Origin of the sequence: Perlucidibaca aquatica (assembly GCF_001676655.1) — a bacterium.
Classification (GTDB): Bacteria; Pseudomonadota; Gammaproteobacteria; order Pseudomonadales; family Moraxellaceae; genus Perlucidibaca; species Perlucidibaca aquatica.
The window spans coordinates 107,896-125,371 of record NZ_LZDB01000003.1; the positions used below are offsets into that span (position 1 = coordinate 107,896).

14 protein-coding genes are annotated in these 17,476 nt (G+C 57.0%); 11 read left to right on the forward strand and 3 right to left on the reverse strand.

The window, feature by feature from the left end; all coding sequences use genetic code 11:
- Positions 1 to 22 precede the first annotated feature (22 nt).
- Positions 23 to 1,102 (forward strand): NAD(P)/FAD-dependent oxidoreductase, encoded by a 1,080-nt coding sequence (locus A8710_RS11770; RefSeq protein WP_068861033.1) that lies wholly within the window; start codon positions 23 to 25, stop codon positions 1,100 to 1,102.
- Here A8710_RS11770 and A8710_RS11775 read toward each other — a convergent pair.
- Positions 1,099 to 1,356: a PP0621 family protein gene (locus A8710_RS11775; protein WP_068861035.1), complete on the reverse strand. Its 258-nt coding sequence runs from the start codon at positions 1,354 to 1,356 to the stop codon at positions 1,099 to 1,101. The genes A8710_RS11770 and A8710_RS11775 overlap by 4 nt on opposite strands.
- 71 nt (positions 1,357 to 1,427) lie before the next feature.
- On the opposite strand from A8710_RS11775, the gene A8710_RS11780 reads away from it, so the two are divergent.
- Both A8710_RS11780 and A8710_RS11785 read left to right on the forward strand, forming a co-directional pair.
- On the forward strand, positions 1,428 to 3,053 hold the full coding sequence (locus A8710_RS11780; protein ID WP_068861037.1) for an NAD+ synthase: 1,626 nt from the start codon (positions 1,428 to 1,430) through the stop codon (positions 3,051 to 3,053).
- A 77-nt stretch (positions 3,054 to 3,130) separates the two neighbouring features.
- Positions 3,131 to 5,809, forward strand: a complete 2,679-nt coding sequence (locus A8710_RS11785) for a hypothetical protein (protein WP_068861039.1) — start codon at positions 3,131 to 3,133, stop codon at positions 5,807 to 5,809.
- On the opposite strand, the gene A8710_RS11790 is transcribed toward A8710_RS11785, so the two are convergent.
- A complete protein-coding gene (locus tag A8710_RS11790; protein ID WP_068861041.1) occupies positions 5,788 to 6,531 on the reverse strand; it encodes an outer membrane protein assembly factor BamD in 744 nt (247 codons plus the stop codon). The two genes, A8710_RS11785 and A8710_RS11790, sit on opposite strands and share 22 nt — an antisense overlap.
- A gap of 84 nt (positions 6,532 to 6,615) precedes the next feature.
- Here A8710_RS11790 and rluD point away from each other — a divergent pair, with 84 nt between their 5' ends.
- The 6 genes from rluD to ilvN all read left to right on the forward strand — a co-directional run bounded on the left by rluD (position 6,616) and on the right by ilvN (position 14,214).
- Positions 6,616 to 7,575 carry a 23S rRNA pseudouridine(1911/1915/1917) synthase RluD gene (rluD, locus tag A8710_RS11795; protein WP_068861043.1) on the forward strand — a complete coding sequence of 320 codons (960 nt, stop codon included), beginning with the start codon at positions 6,616 to 6,618 and terminating at the stop codon, positions 7,573 to 7,575.
- A 39-nt stretch (positions 7,576 to 7,614) separates the two neighbouring features.
- Positions 7,615 to 8,406 carry a peptidoglycan editing factor PgeF gene (gene pgeF / locus A8710_RS11800; protein ID WP_068861045.1) on the forward strand — a complete coding sequence of 264 codons (792 nt, stop codon included), beginning with the start codon at positions 7,615 to 7,617 and terminating at the stop codon, positions 8,404 to 8,406.
- On the forward strand, positions 8,403 to 8,972 hold the full coding sequence (locus tag A8710_RS11805) for a flavodoxin family protein (RefSeq protein WP_068861047.1): 570 nt from the start codon (positions 8,403 to 8,405) through the stop codon (positions 8,970 to 8,972). Before pgeF ends, A8710_RS11805 begins: the two co-directional genes overlap by 4 nt.
- 99 nt (positions 8,973 to 9,071) lie before the next feature.
- On the forward strand, positions 9,072 to 11,657 hold the full coding sequence (clpB, locus tag A8710_RS11810) for an ATP-dependent chaperone ClpB (protein ID WP_068861049.1): 2,586 nt from the start codon (positions 9,072 to 9,074) through the stop codon (positions 11,655 to 11,657).
- A 338-nt stretch (positions 11,658 to 11,995) separates the two neighbouring features.
- Positions 11,996 to 13,720, forward strand: coding sequence for an acetolactate synthase 3 large subunit (locus A8710_RS11815; protein WP_068861051.1), 1,725 nt, complete (start codon positions 11,996 to 11,998; stop codon positions 13,718 to 13,720).
- Positions 13,721 to 13,722: 2 nt separating this feature from the next.
- Complete coding sequence (gene ilvN, locus A8710_RS11820; protein WP_068861053.1) at positions 13,723 to 14,214, forward strand: acetolactate synthase small subunit; 492 nt, start codon at positions 13,723 to 13,725, stop codon at positions 14,212 to 14,214.
- Positions 14,215 to 14,276: 62 nt separating this feature from the next.
- On the opposite strand, the gene ilvY is transcribed toward ilvN, so the two are convergent.
- Entirely contained in the window at positions 14,277 to 15,161 is an 885-nt protein-coding gene (ilvY, locus tag A8710_RS11825) for an HTH-type transcriptional activator IlvY (protein ID WP_068861055.1), read from the reverse strand.
- Between the two features lie 136 nt (positions 15,162 to 15,297).
- On the opposite strand from ilvY, the gene ilvC reads away from it, so the two are divergent.
- Together ilvC and pssA are read left to right on the forward strand one after the other, a co-directional pair.
- Complete coding sequence (gene ilvC / locus A8710_RS11830) at positions 15,298 to 16,314, forward strand: ketol-acid reductoisomerase (RefSeq protein WP_068861057.1); 1,017 nt, start codon at positions 15,298 to 15,300, stop codon at positions 16,312 to 16,314.
- A 147-nt stretch (positions 16,315 to 16,461) separates the two neighbouring features.
- On the forward strand, positions 16,462 to 17,262 hold the full coding sequence (gene pssA, locus A8710_RS11835) for a CDP-diacylglycerol--serine O-phosphatidyltransferase (protein WP_068861059.1): 801 nt from the start codon (positions 16,462 to 16,464) through the stop codon (positions 17,260 to 17,262).
- The last annotated feature ends 214 nt before the right edge of the window (positions 17,263 to 17,476 follow it).

Genomic DNA, 17,476 nt, shown 5'->3' on the forward strand with positions numbered 1-17,476 from the left:
ATGGGTGCTTAGGTTTTATGACATGCGTGTGATCGTAGTGGGTGGCGGAATAAATGGTTTGCTCAGCACGCGACTGCTAGCCGCTACGGGCGTTGACGTGACGCTGCTGGAGCGCGGAAGCATAGGCCAGGAAGCATCGTGGGCCGGTGGCGGCATCGTGTCGCCTCTCTATCCTTGGCGTTATCCACCAGCGGTCACTGCTCTGGCGCGATGGGCGCAGGCAGCGTATCCCGCATTAACTCAGGCACTCCTAAATGAAACCGGACTGGATGCTGAGTTCACACGCAGCGGCTTACTCTTTCTGGATACCTTGGATGCGCGCGACGCACAGGCTTGGGCGCAGCAACAGGGTGTTGCCTGTGACCTGTTGCAGACGAATGCCCTGCATCGGCGTTGGCCTGGGCTAGCGGGCGATGTTGAGCATGGGGTCTATTTGCCTGACGTAGCGCAGGTACGAAACCCACGATTGCTAAAGGCCTTACGTGCCGCTTTGGTTGGCCAGCAACGAGTCACACTGCGGGAGCAAGCAGAAGTGGTTCGGGTGGCGAGCCAGCCGAAACCGCAGGTGGTGTTAGCCCATGGCGAAAAGCTGGAGGCTGATGCCGTGGTGCTCACGGGCGGCGCGTGGACGCAACACTTGCTGCGTGACTTAGGTTTGACTCTGCCTATTCGCCCTATAAAGGGCCAGATGCAGCTGTATCAGCTTGCGCCGGGTGCGTTGAAAACCATGATATTGCGGAAAGGTCATTACGTGATTCCGCGCCGTGATGGACTCGTGCTGTGTGGCTCGACGCTGGAAGATACGGGCTTCGAAAAGTCCATTACGGAGACGGCGCATGCCACCTTGCGAGCCGCCGCGCTGAGCTTGTGGCCTGCACTGGCGCAGGCGCCTTGTGTGGCGCAGTGGGCCGGTTTACGTCCGGCTTCTCCCAATGGCATTCCGTTTATTGGCGAAGTGCCCAACCACCCCGGTGTGTGGGTGAACGCGGGGCAGTTTCGCAATGGTCTCGTGCTGGCACCAGCGTCCGCGCAATTGCTATGCGATCAGCTGTTGGGGAGGGCCGGCACTTTAGATGCCGCCCCCTACCAAATACTGCCTTAATCCTGAGGTGGGTTTTCGCGGAAATAACTGTCGCGGTGCGCTTCGCAACAAAAGACTTTGCCGCGCGATTGTGTGCTCTCGCCCACGGGGATATGGACCTGGCAATAGGCACACGCCAGCATCGCTTCCGGCGACTTTTCCGTAGTCGGGGAGGTGGGTGGGAGAGACGCCTGCTTGTCGAGCAGTTTCCTCACCAAGCGATAGCCGTACCACGCAATGGCTGCAAAAAGTAAAAAACGAATCAACATAGCCATCAGTGTTTCCTTCAGCTTGAACCTGTCCTCGTCTATCCTAGGCAACTTCGACACGACTGCAAACTAAAATCATGCCTTTACGCATTGCACTAGCTCAGCTCAACCTCTTAGTCGGTGATATTCCCGGCAATACCGGGCATTTAATTCAAGCGGCGGAACGGGCACGCGACCAAGACGGCGCGGATGTCATTGTCTTTCCCGAGCTCAGCCTGACAGGTTACCCGCCGGAAGATTTACTTCTACGCCCCAGCCTCGCGGTTCGCGTTGAGCAAGCGCTGGCGCAGCTCAGTGCGGTGCGCGGCATCACACTCGTTTTTGGTCTGCCGGAATCGCATGCGGATGGTCTGCGCAATGCCGCTTGGGCACTACGAGATGGCGTTGTGCTGGCACGTTATGCCAAGCAGCAGTTGCCGAATAATCAGGTGTTCGATGAGCACCGCTATTTTGTTCCCGGTCACGATGCCGTGGTGTTTGAGCAAAATGGTCTGCGTTTGGCACTGACTATTTGCGAAGACATTTGGCATGCAGGCCCTGCTCATGCAGCTCAGGCGGCAGGTGCAGACTTGATCTTGAACTTGAATGCTTCGCCATTTCACGCCGGCAAGGCCAGTGAACGGCAGCGCGTGGTTGCTCAGCGCTGTCAGGAAACGGCCCTGCCGGTGGTGTATTGCAATCTCGTGGGTGGGCAAGACGAGCTCATTTTTGATGGCGGCTCCTTTGTGCTGCAAGCCGATGGCACAGCCGCGTTACAGGCGCCGTGGTTCGAAGCAGGCCTCTATTGTGTCGATTTCGATACCCACACGCGGCGTTTCTTACCAGCGGCTCAGGCCGCCATGCCAACACTGGAAGCCTCGGTCTATCAGGCCTTGGTGCTGGCTGTGCGGGACTACACCCACAAGTGCGGATTCAAAGGCATTGTGCTGGGGCTGTCTGGCGGTATTGATTCGGCGCTAACGCTGGCGGTCGCGGTGGATGCGCTGGGTGCCGACCGTGTGCGTGCGGTCATGATGCCCTATCGCTACACGGCTCAGATCAGCCTGGATGATGCCGAAGAAGAAGCCAAGACACTGGGCGTACATTATTCCGTGCTGAGTATTGCGCCTATGGTGGAAGCATTCAGTGCGACTTTGGCGGATACGTTCTCGGGCATGGCCGCCGATAAGACTGAAGAGAATTTGCAGGCCCGCTCGCGCGGTGTGCTGCTCATGGCTATCTCCAACAAACTCGGTTATTTGGTGCTGACCACCGGCAACAAATCCGAGATGTCGGTGGGCTATGCCACGCTCTATGGCGATATGGCCGGTGGTTTCGATGTGCTTAAAGATGTGCCCAAGACGCTGGTGTTCAAGCTCTGCGAATGGCGTAACGCGCAGTCGCCAGAGCATCCACCGATTCCGCAGCGCGTGATTGACCGGCCGCCGTCAGCGGAGCTCGCTCCCGATCAAAAAGACGAAGATTCGCTGCCGCCTTATCCGGTGCTCGACGAGATTTTACGTCGTTACGTGGAGTGCGATGAAAGTGCCGAAGTCATCATTGCCGCTGGCTTCGAGCGCGAGACGGTACTGCGTGTGCTCAGGCTGGTAGACATCAACGAATACAAGCGTCGGCAAGCCGCAACTGGCCCGCGCATCACTCAGCGCGGCTTCGGCAAAGATCGCCGCTACCCGATCGTGAATGGTTGGAAAATCGGCGTCTAAAAATGCGGCAATGCCGTCGCGAAAGCGCGCAGCGTGGTCTAGCCTTATAGGGAACTAAGCCTCAGGGAGGAGGCCGCGTGTCCCTGCTTTTCGTATGGCTCTTATTACTGTTGCAGTGGTCTGCTGTTCAAGCGGCGGAGCCTGTCTCGCGTTATGAAAGCGCTGTGATACCAGCACATAAACTCTGGCTGAGCATTGATACAGCGAGCTCAAGTGCATCCGACGATAGCCAGTGGTTGCGCGAACAATTGGATGTGCTGCAAGCGGCCCTGAGTAGTCCTTGGCAGGCTCAGCGCCCACTGCCTGCTGAAGGCGTCGTTTTAGGGGCGATAGCCGTCACTCAGGCCGATGCACCTGCTGAGCTTTTACACCCCAGTGTCGGCCTTGAGGCAAAAGTGCTTTGGCCTCGCCAACAGCTCAGTCGCACAGTGCGCTTGCGGCGAAATGTGCAGGCATCAGCCAGCGACACAGTGGTCTGGCCCATCGCCCAGCCACATCGACTGGCTTTGCAATGGCCACACCCCGAGCCGCCTGTTGCGCTGGTTGCGCTTAGCTTAGATCTGCCATTGGCCCAAGTGCCCTCTCAGTGGCCGAGCTTCTGGTTGGAGTTTGCAGATGGCACTTCCTCTGCGCTGGCGGCGCCAGAGAGTATCAACAGCGTCAGCGGTCCCATCGCTCGTTTTCATTTGCAGGACGCTGTGCAGGCGTGGCAACACAATGGACACTCTAACGATTGGCCGCGGCCGCCGTGGGTACTCCGCTGGCAGGCGAACACGCCTTCACAACAAGGCGCATGGGCGGCTTGGCAACCAACAACACCGGCTGTTGTCGCCATGACCTGGGACGAACCCAGTGCATCGCGAACCGGGCGTGAGCAGCTCTTACGCAGGCTGAATAGCTTGCTGCCCGGCGAGGGTGTGCAGTTGCCTGCCGATGCGCCAACCCTGAACGAAAAATCGCAGTTGCTGCTGAACGCGAGTACGGGTTGCGAACGAAGCAGCCTGTTGTCGCTGGCCCCTAACCGCCCCGTCAGTGCCGAAGCCTTTGCGCGCTGGCGGGATCAGAGCTTGGTGTTACCCGCCGTGGTGGTGCGGCAAAAATTACGGCACGCAAGCACCGGGCTTATTGGTGTGGACAGACAGTGGGAGCAGGCCGTTCCGGGGCGTCGAGCTTGGTTAGGTGGGCCTCAAATGCAGCTGTGCAGTAGCGTGGAACAGTGTGAGCGGATGCCACTAGCGCCCGCGCAACTCGTATCGCTGCCATCAGCACGTTGGTTGACGGATGCCAATCCACATCAGGCCTTAGTGGCACTGCAGGATCAGTGGTCCAGCTTCAAGGCGTTGCACGCTGATTGGCAAGGGTTGGCAGAGCCTCCGCCGGTTATTTCGCTACGGGGCAGCAGTCTGTACGTAGATGCTGGCGCGAGTGCAGCGATGCCAACGGGGCGGACGGGTCTGCTCCTTTGGCTCAGTAGTGATGGCAGTGTTCAAGCTCAAGAGGCTAATACGGGATCGTGGCTGTGGGCATGGCGGCCTCGCGAAAGTGCCTCTCGCTGGGCGGAGCTTATGAGAGATGACGGCCAAACTATTCCGCTGGCGGATGCAAGGTATGCGACGACGAACAATCACTGGGCGCATTGGCCAACAGCAACTGATGCGACATTCGAAGATGGCCTGGACGCACTCGGTCAGCGATGGCTCTATGGTCTCGTGGATCAGCAATGGGTGGTATTGAATTTAGCGCAGCCGCATCAGCCAAGGTCAGGGTTTTTACCGTTGCTGAACGGCAACACGCCACCACACAGAGCCCAGCAACTGCGCTGGGGCAGCCTGAGTGTATTACCGCTAAGGCTCAGTGAGGGTCAGCAATACCCGCTCATCTTGCTCAGCGCAGCAACGACACACGCGTCATCTCAACTTATGTTAATCGATGGCCGAAATGGCGGCCTGCTTTGGCAGGCAAGCTCCAGTCAGAACGCTCTATTGTCGGCACCGTGGCGTGCAGCTTGGCAAAGTTTACCTACTCAAGATGGCGCTTTATTGGCCTATGGCGTTGATGAGGTGGGCAATGTGTGGCGTTTGCGAATAGCCCCTTTTCCGACTGATGTGGCAGCGCTACAGGTGAGCTTAAATCGTATTGCTGATTTTTCTGACAGTCGGGTTTTGTTTACGCATGCGCCCTCACTGACGTGGCTACGAGATAGCCGTGGCCTGCGGGTTCCGGCGCTGGCGCTGTCGGCTGTGGCGACACTTGACGAGGCATCACGTCGTCCTGCAGCTGTTTTTGCCTTTCTCGATACGCTGGCCTTGGATGCTGCTGGTGCGAGTGGAACAGCCCTGACCAAGTCCGATTTGACTCAGTGGAGTAGCGGCTTACAGCCACCCACACATACCGTAGGCTGGTTTCGTGAGCTTGCCCCTAACGAGCAAATTGCTCAGCCTGCGCGTTGGTTGGCTGAGCAAGTGATATTGGCCAGCGAGCAACCCGTGCAGTCGACGAGTCTCTGCCCGGAATGGGCTTGGAGAGCCAAGCTCTATCGCTGGCCTTGGCGAAACGAGAAAAATGGTGTGGTCACTCTGGCGGCATCTGCAGACCTGCCCGTGTCCGGCTTGCCGGTGGGCGAGGCCTATGTAACAGAGGCGGGAGCGTTGGGCTGGTTGGGCGTGCCCGCTAGCGACAGTGCGTCAAGCCGTGTGTCAGTGCCTGTGGGCTATCGCCAGCGGGTCAAACAACGTCAGTTGCGTGCAGATGACTGAGTGTTAGCGGCGAGCAACTCTTGGGTTTGCTGTGCCAGCTCTTTCATGCCCAAGGCATCGTAGCTGGAGGCCAATAGCTTCAGCGCTTCAGGAACCGCGCTGCTTTCGGGATAGTTTTCAACGACCCAACGGGCACGATTGATAACGGCAACCAGCGCACCACGGGTTTGGTAGTAACGCGCCACATGCATTTCAGACTCAGCCAATTGATTGCGTAAATAGATCATGCGTTGACGAGCATCGGCCACATAAGGGCTGCTGGGGTAGCGCGTAATTAGTTGACGGAAATCATCGAAAGCAATCTTGGCCTGCCCCAGATCGCGGTGCGACATGTTGATGGGGAGGCGCTTGAGCAAGCCATCTTGATCGGCGTTGTAGTTCGCTAAACCACGCAAATACAGCACGTAGTCAAGGCGCGATGACTCTGGGTGTAGGCGTAAATAACGATCTGCGGCAGCAATGGCGGCGCTGTAATCGGCCTGCATCAACTTACCGTAGATGACTTCAAGCTGCGCTTGTTCCGTGTAGTTGCCGACCGGATATTGCGACTCCAGTGCTTCATAGGCTGTGACCGCGCCGGTGTAGTTGCCGGACTTCAGCGAGGCGTTGGCTTCTTGGTAGTACTGTGCTTCGGACTTCACAGTGACTTTTGGGGTCACTGCGCAACCCGCCAAGGCCAGGGGAATAGCGATAATTAACGAGCGTGCAAGCAGCATTTTCATGGATTCATCCAACAATGAGCACCGAGCGTGGTGCGCGAGTACAATGTCGCCTATTAAACACTAGCGCGACGAGCCCGCCAAACCATGTCTGAAGCGATTTCCCTGCACGCCATCGTCACCCCTGAGTTAGCCGGTAGTCGGCTAGACCAAGCGGCGGCCCAATTATTTCCGGCGTATTCCCGTGAAAGACTGAAACAATGGATACAAGAAGGCACCTTAACGCTGGATGGACAGCAGGCTAAGCCAAAAGAAAAAGTCATGGGCGGCGAGACGTTGAACGTCGCCGTGATTCTAGAAGATGAAACGATTGCGCTGGCTGAAAACATTCCCCTAGACATTATTCATGAAGACGATCAGCTCATCGTGCTGAATAAGCCAGCAGGTCTGGTGGTGCATCCTGGCGCAGGGAACTCACAGGGCACACTGATGAACGCGCTCTTGCATCATGAGCCGCTGTTATCGCAGCTGCCGCGTGCGGGCATTGTGCATCGTCTAGATCGCGATACCACCGGATTGATGGTCGTTGCCAAAACCCTCACGGCGCATACCAGCTTGGTGGCGCAGCTCTCAGATAAACGCGTTTATCGCGAATACGAGGCCGTTAGTTACGGCAACATGACCGCCGGCGGCACGGTTGAAGCTCCGATTGATCGTCATCCGCATGATCGCGTGAAAATGGCTGTCGTGCCCGGTGGGAGACCTGCGGTGACGCATTACCGAATTTTGCAGCGCTTCCCTAATCACACGCATGTGCGCGTGCAACTCGAAACGGGTCGTACGCACCAGATTCGTGTGCACTTGGCGCACATTGGCTATCCGCTGGTGGGTGATCCGGTATATGCCCGTCTGCGCTTCCCCAAGGGAGCCAGTGCGGAGCTCAATGAAAAGCTCAAGACCTTCACGCGACAAGCGCTGCATGCCCGCCGTCTCGGTCTGGTGCATCCGGGCACCGGCGAAAGCTGCCTGTGGGAATGTGAGTTACCTGCCGACTTTGTGTCTTTGCTGGATGCCATTAAGGCAGATGCCCAGCCCGCCACGCTCTAAACCCCCATCGAGTTCCTGTCGCGATTCGGAGATCGTGTTATGGCCGACGCCACCGTGTTGACGCACTGCCTTCGCCCAGATTGGCCAGCGCCTGCCCATGTGCATGCGCTGGTCACCACGCGCCTGGGGGGGTGTAGCACTGCACCTTTTGACAGTCTGAACCTCGGCGACCATGTCGGCGATGACCCTCAGTGTGTTGCGGCAAATCGACAAACACTTGCGCGGGCATTGAATCAGCTGGCACCTGCTGAGGTGCCGCAGTGGTTAAAGCAAGTACATGGGGTGCGGGTCATTACGCCGTCATCTCATGCATCAGAACGCGAGGCGCAAATACTAGAAGCGGACGCCGCCACCACGACAGACCTAGCAGTTCCACTGACGGTGATGACAGCAGATTGCCTGCCGGTTTTTTTTACCGATAAAGAAGGCTCGCGAGTAGCCGTTGCTCATGCGGGCTGGCGCGGTTTGTGCGATGGTGTTTTGGAAAAGACGGTGGCAGAGTTTGCCAATGCTCAGCACGTCATGGCGTGGTTGGGCCCTGCTATTGGTCCCCTAGCGTTTGAAGTGGGCGACGAGGTGCGGTCTGCCTTCATCGCCATAGACGCGCAGGCTGCTCAGGCCTTTACGCCGGTTCTGCAAAAGCCGGGGCACTGGCTGGCGAACTTATATGTGCTGGCTAGGCAACGCCTAGCGCGTGTGGGTGTAACCCAAGTGAGTGGTGGCACGCACTGCACGTGGACGGAGTCTGCGTCATTTTTTTCGTATCGTCGCGAGGGCCGCACCGGACGCATGGCCAGCGTGATTTGGATGTCCCCTAAGAGGCCGGCATGACGCAATTGCGTAAGACTCAAATGGTGGTGCTCTACCACAGCGGATACGGCCATACCGAACAGGTGGCGCAGCATATTGTGAAAGGCGCTGAGTCGGTGGCGAACATCAGCACCGTGCTTATGTCTGTGGCAAATATTGATTGGTCTGTATTGGCGCAAGCCGATGCCATGATTTTTGGCGCACCCACTTACATGGGCAGTGTCTCCGCCGCCTTTAAGCAATTCATGGATGACTCATCCAAGGTTTGGTTCCAACTGGGTTGGCAAGATAAGTTAGCGGCTGGCTTTACCAACTCCGGCGCGCTCAGTGGCGATAAACAAGTGGCGCTGCAACAACTGCAAACCTTTGCTGCGCAACACGGCATGCATTGGCTGAGCTTCCCCCTGCAGCCCACGGGTACAGGGCCACAAGATTTAAACCGTTTGGGCGCGAATGGCGGCCTAATGACACAGTCAGATAACGAGTCCGCGGCCATTACGCCACCCTCTGGTGACCGACTCACGGCAGAGCATTTTGGCCGGCATATTGCCCAGTGCACGCAGCGCTGGGTTCGGGGCGCGCACTAACGCCCCTTGTTTTTTCCCTAATCTCCCCAATCTCCTAAATAAGCAATGAAGCAGCACTGCTCGCCGGTGCCTAACCTTTAGTCTATTTAGGAGGTTGTCATGCGTCTCGATAAACTCACCGCAGCCCTGCAAGCGGCGCTGGGCGATGCCCAATCGCTGGCCATCAGCCGCGACCATAACCAACTCGATCCGCTGCACTTGCTGGCGGTTTGGTTAAAGCCCTCGGATGCCGTGATGGCACCGTTGCTGCGCCAGGCTGGCGTGCCCATACCCCAAGTACAAAAAGAGCTGGAAATTGCACTGACCGATCTGCCGCGCATGATCCGCCACACCGGCGATGTGGTGCCCAGCCCTGAATTAGTCAAAGTGCTGAATCTGGCGGACAAACTCGCGCAGCAAAAAAAAGACAGCTTTATTGCCAGTGAATGGGCTTTGCTGGCGCTGTTTGATAGCGACTCTGCCGCAGGCAAGTTGCTGCTGCGCTGCGGTGTGACCCGAGCTGCCGTGGCCAAGGCCGTCGAAACCACCCGAGGAGGCGAATCCGTGCAATCTGCCGGTGCCGAAGATCAGCGCCAAGCGCTGAGCAAATACACCATTGACCTCACCGCCCGCGCCGCTGCCGGTAAGCTCGATCCGGTCATCGGGCGTGATGACGAGATTCGTCGCACGCTGCAAGTGCTGTCGCGCCGCACCAAGAACAATCCCGTGCTCATTGGCGAGCCTGGCGTGGGTAAAACCGCGATTGTTGAAGGCTTGGCGCAGCGCATCGTGAATGGCGAAGTGCCGGACAGCTTGAAGTCCAAGCAGGTGTTGTCGCTGGATATGGCCGCGTTGATTGCCGGCGCAAAATATCGTGGCGAGTTTGAGGAGCGTCTGAAAGCCGTGCTCAGCGAGCTGTCTAAGCTCGAAGGGCAGGTCATCTTGTTCATTGACGAAATTCACACCATGGTGGGCGCGGGCAAAGCGGATGGCGCTATGGATGCCGGCAATATGCTCAAGCCTGCGCTGGCGCGCGGCGACCTGCACTGCGTCGGTGCCACCACGCTCGACGAGTATCGCCAGTTCATCGAGAAAGATGCCGCGCTGGAGCGTCGCTTCCAGAAAGTGTTGGTGGAAGAGCCCAGCGTAGAAGATACCGTGGCCATTCTGCGTGGCCTAAAGGAACGCTACGAGCTACATCACGGTGTTGATATTACCGACCCGGCAATCATTGCTGCCGCGCGTTTGTCGCATCGCTACATCACCGACCGCAAATTGCCGGACAAGGCCATCGATCTCATCGACGAAGCTGCCGCCCGCATTCGGCTGGAGATGGACTCCAAGCCGGAGGTCATGGACAAGCTCGACCGTCGTCTCATTCAGCTGAAAATGGAGCGCGAGGCGCTGAAATCGGAGGAGGATGCCGCCTCCAAGCAGCGCTTGCTTAAGCTCGGCACCGACATCGCCAAATTGGAGCAGGAATACGCCAGTTTTGATGAGGTCTGGCGTGCGGAGAAATCGTCGGTGGCCGGTGCCCAGCACATCAAGGAGCAGCTGGAAAAAGCACGCTTGGATTTTGATGCCGCCAAGCGCACGGGCGACTTGGAAAAAATGTCGCGCCTGCAATATGGCGTGATTCCAGAGCTTGAAAAGAATTTGCTCAAAGCGCAGTCGGGGGAGCAGCCAGAGGCCACCTTGTTGCGTAGTAAGGTGACGGAAACCGAAATTGCTGAAGTGGTGGCGCGCAGCACCGGTATTCCCGTTGCCCGCATGCTGGAAGGTGAGCGCGACAAATTGCTGCGCATGGAGTCCGTGCTCAGCGCCCGCGTGGTTGGCCAGGATGAAGCGGTAGCGGCTGTGTCGCATGCGGTGCGTCGCACCCGCGCCGGTCTCACCGATCCCTCGCGCCCCAGTGGTTCCTTCCTGTTTCTCGGCCCCACCGGAGTCGGCAAGACCGAGCTGTGCAAGGCGCTCGCGAATTTCATGTTCGACAGTGACGACGCCATGGTCCGTATCGACATGTCCGAATTTATGGAGAAGCACAGTGTCTCGCGCTTGGTTGGCGCGCCACCCGGTTACGTCGGTTACGAAGAGGGCGGCACCCTCACCGAAGCGGTACGGCGTCGCCCGTATTGCGTGATTTTGCTCGATGAAATCGAGAAGGCGCATCCCGACGTTTTCAATATCCTTTTGCAAGTATTGGAGGATGGCCGCCTCACCGACGGCCAGGGCCGCACCGTCGATTTCCGCAACAGCCTGATTGTGATGACATCGAATCTTGGCGCCGATGCCATTCAGGCGTTGACCAGTGCGGGTGATTTGGCGGCGGTCAGGCCGGCTGTGTTGGATGCCGTGGCGCGGCACTTCCGTCCGGAGTTTATTAACCGTATTGATGAAACCGTAGTGTTCGCGCCGCTGGCCGAAGCACAGATTCGAGCCATCGCCGATATTCAGCTCAATCGTCTGCGGGAGCGTCTCGCGGATCGAGAGCTCAAGTTGGTGATGAGCGATGCGGCAATGACTCAACTCGTCGCAGTTGGCTTTGATCCGCTCTTTGGGGCTCGGCCGCTGAAGCGTGCCATTCAATCGCAATTAGAGAATGTGTTGGCGGACCATTTATTGCGCGGCGACTTTGTGGCGGGCGATAGTATTCAGGTTGAGGCCGAGCAGGGGCGACTGACCTGTCATAAACTCAGGCTGCATTAAGGGATATTTGGCGTGTTCATGCTAAAACGCTTGACTCTCAACGCGTCTGCATAAAAAATCGCCACCTTCATGGTGGTGCCGCTACGCCGAACACCCTCGGCAACGCGGCGCCAGGCCGATAACTCGGCCTGTTACGGCAGTGCTTACAAGCGCTGCCGACTCGCCCGCTCAACGGTTCCTGCGCGCACCCGCCGCCAGATGCCGCCGTCCCGACCCCGGGATAGATGAGCCACAGCATCAGCCCCCATGAGACTTTTTGATCGTGTTAGAATTTCGCGCCTACAGCGTGGGGTTCGGTCGCGGTCATCCCTCACTTATTGGCTTGAAAAGGGTGAATCTTGGAACAGTTATCTGGCGGTGAAATGCTCATTCGCGCGCTTGCGGATGAAGGCGTTGAATTCTTATTTGGTTACCCCGGTGGCGCCGTGTTGCATATCTACGACGCCATCTTTCAGCAAGACAAGGTCAAGCACATCCTCGTCCGTCACGAGCAGGCTGCAGGCCATGCTGCTGATGGCTACGCGCGTGCCACCGGCAAGGTCGGCTGCGTCCTCGTGACCTCGGGTCCGGGCGCCACCAACACGGTGACCCCGATCGCTACGGCCTACATGGACAACATCCCGATGGTCGTCATCTCCGGTCAGGTGCCGTCGCACCTCGTCGGCGAAGATGCCTTCCAGGAAACTGACATGATCGGCGTCAGCCGCCCGATCGTGAAGCACAGCTTCCAGATTCGTCATGCCTCGGAAATTCCGGGCGTGGTGAAAAAGGCGTTCTACATTGCCTCGTCGGGTCGTCCCGGTCCTGTCGTTATCGACATCCCCAAGGATTGCACTAACCCGAACGAGAAGTTCGATTACGACTATCCAACCAAGGTCAAGCTGCGCTCTTACACGCCGCCGGGCCGTGGTCATGCTGGCCAAATCAAAAAGGCCGTGGATGAGTTGCTCGCCGCCAAACGTCCGGTGATCTACGCCGGCGGTGGTGTAGTTCAAGGCAATGCTTCGCATTTGCTCACGGAGCTGGTGCGTACGCTGGGCTATCCCTGCACAAACACGTTGATGGGCCTCGGTGCCTATCCCGGCAGCGACCCGCAGTTCATCGGCATGCTCGGCATGCACGGTACTTACGAAGCCAACATGGCCATGCATCACAGCGATGTCATTCTGGCCGTGGGTGCGCGTTTTGACGACCGTGTTACCAACAACACCGCCAAGTTCTGCCCGAATGCCAAGATCATTCACATCGACATCGACCCCGCCGCGATTTCCAAGACCGTGCGTGTGGATATCCCGATTGTCGGTGCTGTGGAGCCTGTGCTGACCGACATGCTGGCGCAGATCAAAGCGGAAGCGGAGATCAAGCCGGATGCTGAAGCACTGAAAATTTGGTGGGAGCAGATTACCCAATGGCGTGCTCGCCATGGCCTGCGCTACGAACCGGCCCAGCCCGGCGAAATGAAGCCGCAGCAAGTCGTTGAGATGCTCTACAAGGTCACTAACGGCCAGGCTTACGTCACCTCCGACGTGGGTCAGCACCAAATGTTCGCGGCGCTGTACTACAAGTACGATCGTCCACGTCAGTGGATCAACTCCGGCGGTCTCGGCACCATGGGCTTTGGTCTGCCAGCGGCCATGGGTGTGAAGTTCGCCTTCCCGGATGCCATCGTGGCCTGTGTTACCGGTGAAGCGTCGATCCAGATGAACATTCAGGAGCTATCGACCTGTTTGCAATACGGCTTGCCGGTGAAGATCATCAACATCAACAACCGTTCGCTGGGCATGGTTAAGCAGTGGCAAGACATGCAGTACGAAGGTCGTCACTCGAACTCCTACATGGATTCGTTGCCTGACTTCGTCAAGCTGGTTGAAGCCTATGGTCACGTCGGTATGAAAATTACCGATCCGGATCAGCTCGAAAGCAAGATGCGTGAAGCGTTTGCCATGACCGATCGCTTGGTCTTTCTCGACATCTATGTCGATCCTTCCGAGCATGTTTACCCAATGCATATTGCCAAGGGTTCCATGCGTGACATGTTGCTGAGCAAGACGGAGCGTACCTGATCATGCGTCGTATTATTTCCCTGCTGCTGGAAAACGAACCGGGCGCGCTGTCGCGTGTGGTCGGCCTGTTTTCGCAACGCAACTACAACATCGAATCGCTCACGGTAGCGCCAACGGATGACCCGACTCTGTCGCGCATCACGCTGACCACCTCCGGCGATGAGCACAAGATCGAGCAAATCACCAAGCAGCTCAACAAGCTGATCGAAGTGGTTAAAGTCGTTGATCTCAGCGAAGGTCTGCATATTGAGCGTGAGCTCATGCTGATCAAAGTCAAAGCCGTGGGTGCCGCGCGCGCTGAAATTAAGCGCACCGCCGACATCTTCCGTGGTCATATCGTGGATGTCACGCCGAGCGTCTACACCATTCAGTTGGTGGGTCCGAGTGAGAAGCTCGACGCGTTCATTGAAGCGCTGTCCGAGACGTCGATCTTGGAAGTGGTGCGCTCCGGCGTGTCCGGTATTGCCCGTGGTGAAAAGGTGTTGAGTATCTGATTGCTGGGCGATGGTGGATGATAAAAGGCCCGCGATTTTTGCGGGCCTTTTCATTTCTGGGCTTAACCCACCTGCCGATTCCAGAACGCATTCACCAGCGGCTCCTTCAGCCGCTTCTCCAACGCAAACAAACCAATGTCATAAGGTGCCAATGGCGGCTCGATCTCATAGGTCTTTATTCGGCTCGCCAGCGGGCTGCTGTCCAGCACGATTTGTGGCACCACGCCAATACCAAAGCCTAGGCTGACCATGCTCACGATGGCCTCATTGCCGCTGACTTGTGCGTATATTTTGGGACGGATGCCGTGTCGCTTAAGCCAGCGCTCGATGCGAGTGCGCGCCAGGCCTTCCTCCGACAAAATCATCGGCACGTCGCGCCAGTTATCCGCAGACGGTTGCTGGATCTGTTCCTGGCTTAACGCCAGAGTATTGAGCGGCCCAATAAAGCGCAGATCCGAGCGTGCAATGGGTTGAAATACGACGCCTGCGGGCAGGTTGTCCGGCCGCGCACCAATGGCGATAGCCTCGCGCGCTTCCTGAACTCGTTCGACTGCTTTCGCCGGGTCGCCGGTATGCAGCTTAATTTCAATATGCGGATGGTCGCTGCGGAAGCTATTTAGGATGTCATACAGAAAGCTGTAACTCGCCGTCACCGAGCAGTACAGGCTGAGCTCGCCACGTAAGGTATCGCCATCTTGCCGAAGCGCTTGGCGCAAGCCGTCCCAACTTCTTAGCGTGTCGTTAGCGTATTCGCGGAATAATCGGCCTTCACGAGTCAGCGTCACCGAGCGGTTGTCGCGCAGGAAGAGTGGGGCGCCCACGCTGTCTTCCAGTTGCTTAATGATGCGACTTAATGCCGAGGGGCTGATGTGGTGCTCGCGGCTGGTGCGGCCAAAATGCAGGTTCTCTGATAGCGCGAGGAAAAGCTGTAGGCTGCGGGCATCCATTATCATGTTTCCTTTATCGGCACATTGCGTTGCAAATATATCATTTTACGCAATACAAAGGATGTCGTAAGGTGCGCGTCCCGGATAAGCCTGAATCGCACAGGCATCCACTCCTATCTCCGCAGAGGCTTACACCATGCAAGTTTATTACGATAAAGACGCTGACCTTTCCATCATCCGTGGCATGAAAGTCGCCATCATCGGTTACGGCTCGCAGGGCCATGCCCATGCACAAAACCTGACCGACTCGGGTGTAGACGTGACTGTTGGTCTGCGCAAGAACGGCGCTTCCTGGTCCAAGGTTGAAGCCGCCGGTATTAAAGTGGCTGAAGTCGATGCCGCTGTTAAGGGCGCCGATGTGGTCATGATCCTGCTGCCGGATGAAAACATCCCCGAAGTTTATGCCAACAATATTGCTCCGCACATCAAGCAGGGCGCCACATTGGCGTTTGCTCACGGCTTCAACGTGCATTACAACCAGGTTGTGCCACGCGCTGACCTCGATGTCATCATGGTTGCGCCTAAGGGCCCAGGCCACACGGTGCGTTCCGAGTACCTGAAGGGTGGCGGTGTACCGTCGCTGATCGCGCTGTATCAGGACAAGTCGGGCAATGCTAAGCAAATCGCTCTGTCTTACGCTGCTGCCAATGGCGGCACTAAGGGTGGCGTTATCGAAACGAACTTCCGTGAAGAGACCGAAACTGACCTGTTCGGCGAACAGGCTGTTCTCTGCGGCGGCGCCGTTGAGCTGGTGAAGATGGGTTTCGAAACGCTGACTGAAGCGGGCTACGCGCCAGAAATGGCTTACTTCGAATGTCTGCACGAACTCAAGTTGATCGTCGACCTGATGTACGAAGGCGGCATCGCCACCATGAACTACTCGATCTCCAACAACGCTGAGTACGGTGAATACGTCACCGGCCCAGAAGTGATCAACGAGCAGTCGCGTGAAGCCATGCGCAACGCTCTGAAGCGCATCCAGACCGGCGAATACGCCAAGATGTTCATCCTGGAAGGCAAGACCAACTACCCATCCATGACGGCTCGTCGTCGCCTCAATGCGGCTCACCCGATCGAAGTTGTCGGTGGCCAGCTGCGTGCCATGATGCCTTGGATTCTCAAGAATAAGCTCGTAGACCAAACCAAGAACTGATTTTCGGATCATTTCTGATCGCACGCGAGTGTGGTTCTTGAAAAACGCGGCCTCGGCCGCGTTTTTCATTTCTGCCGTCTGTCTCGCGCAGCTAGTAACCGTCACATTCAGTGATTATGATGCCCGCAAACACAGGAGATTTATTGCATGTCGCAATCCCCGCAAAATCACGATGACCACGATGGCCTGACCTTTGAGGTAGTCGAAGACGAGCATCACGAAAGCGGTCAAAAAACACGTCATCGCGGCATCTATCTATTGCCGAACCTATTCACCACGGCGGCATTGTTTTCAGGTTTCTACGCCATCATTCATGCCATGGGCGGGCACTATGAATCTGCCGCTATGGCTATTTTTGTGGCGGCATTGTTCGACGGCATGGATGGTCGCGTTGCCCGAATGACAAATACACAAAGTGCTTTCGGAGCGGAGTTTGATTCGCTGTCCGATATGGTGTCGTTTGGTGTGGCTCCGGCATTGGTGGTTTTTAGCTGGGCCCTGCAGTCGTTGGGCAAGTTCGGTTGGATTTGCGCCTTTATCTATTGCGTCGCGGCTGCATTTCGCTTGGCACGCTTTAATGTGCAGCTCGAAGTGGCCGATAACCGCTACTTCACGGGTCTGGCCAGCCCCCTGGCAGCAGCTATTGTTGCTGCAACGGTTTGGGTGGGTGTTGATAACCGCTTGTTGGATACCGTGCCAGGTCTACCGATCATTGTTGCGTTGATTACAGTCTGCTCCGGCTTCCTCATGGTGAGCAATGTGAAGTACTACAGCTTTAAAGAGCTCGATCGTAGTCGTGTGCCGTTCGTCGTGATGCTGCCTATTGTGCTGGTCTTTGGCATTGTCATGTATGACTTACCTATCGGCTTATTGGCGGTTGCGCTGCTATATGCGGCAGGTGGGCCCGTGAGTGCGTTGTGGACTCGTCTGCGTGCAGGTAAAAAGTGAGCGGATACACAACGTAACTGGCTCCCTATGAAAGTCATCTGGAGATAGTTTGTCTCCGCGGTAAAGTAAAAGGGCCTGCTTAAGTCAGGCCCTTTTTATTGGTGGTTGTATGCTTATTGAGCGTATTCGCCAAATTCGTTGAAAAAACGGACAACCAAACGAATTTTCGAAGATAAGTGTTGACGCTCGTTTTAGCATCCCTATAATGCGCCCC

Bases quoted from the DNA above. Each gene is read 5' to 3' on its own strand.
- A8710_RS11770 (WP_068861033.1), top strand. From the start codon at position 23: ATGCGTGTGATCGTAGTGGGTGGCGGAATAAATGGTTTGCTCAGCACG.
- A8710_RS11775 (WP_068861035.1), bottom strand. From the start codon at position 1,356: ATGGCTATGTTGATTCGTTTTTTACTTTTTGCAGCCATTGCGTGGTAC.
- A8710_RS11780 (WP_068861037.1), top strand. From the start codon at position 1,428: ATGCCTTTACGCATTGCACTAGCTCAGCTCAACCTCTTAGTCGGTGAT.
- A8710_RS11790 (WP_068861041.1), bottom strand. From the start codon at position 6,531: ATGAAAATGCTGCTTGCACGCTCGTTAATTATCGCTATTCCCCTGGCC.
- rluD (WP_068861043.1), top strand. From the start codon at position 6,616: ATGTCTGAAGCGATTTCCCTGCACGCCATCGTCACCCCTGAGTTAGCC.
- pgeF (WP_068861045.1), top strand. From the start codon at position 7,615: ATGGCCGACGCCACCGTGTTGACGCACTGCCTTCGCCCAGATTGGCCA.
- A8710_RS11805 (WP_068861047.1), top strand. From the start codon at position 8,403: ATGACGCAATTGCGTAAGACTCAAATGGTGGTGCTCTACCACAGCGGA.
- clpB (WP_068861049.1), top strand. From the start codon at position 9,072: ATGCGTCTCGATAAACTCACCGCAGCCCTGCAAGCGGCGCTGGGCGAT.
- ilvN (WP_068861053.1), top strand. From the start codon at position 13,723: ATGCGTCGTATTATTTCCCTGCTGCTGGAAAACGAACCGGGCGCGCTG.
- ilvY (WP_068861055.1), bottom strand. From the start codon at position 15,161: ATGGATGCCCGCAGCCTACAGCTTTTCCTCGCGCTATCAGAGAACCTG.
- ilvC (WP_068861057.1), top strand. From the start codon at position 15,298: ATGCAAGTTTATTACGATAAAGACGCTGACCTTTCCATCATCCGTGGC.
- pssA (WP_068861059.1), top strand. From the start codon at position 16,462: ATGTCGCAATCCCCGCAAAATCACGATGACCACGATGGCCTGACCTTT.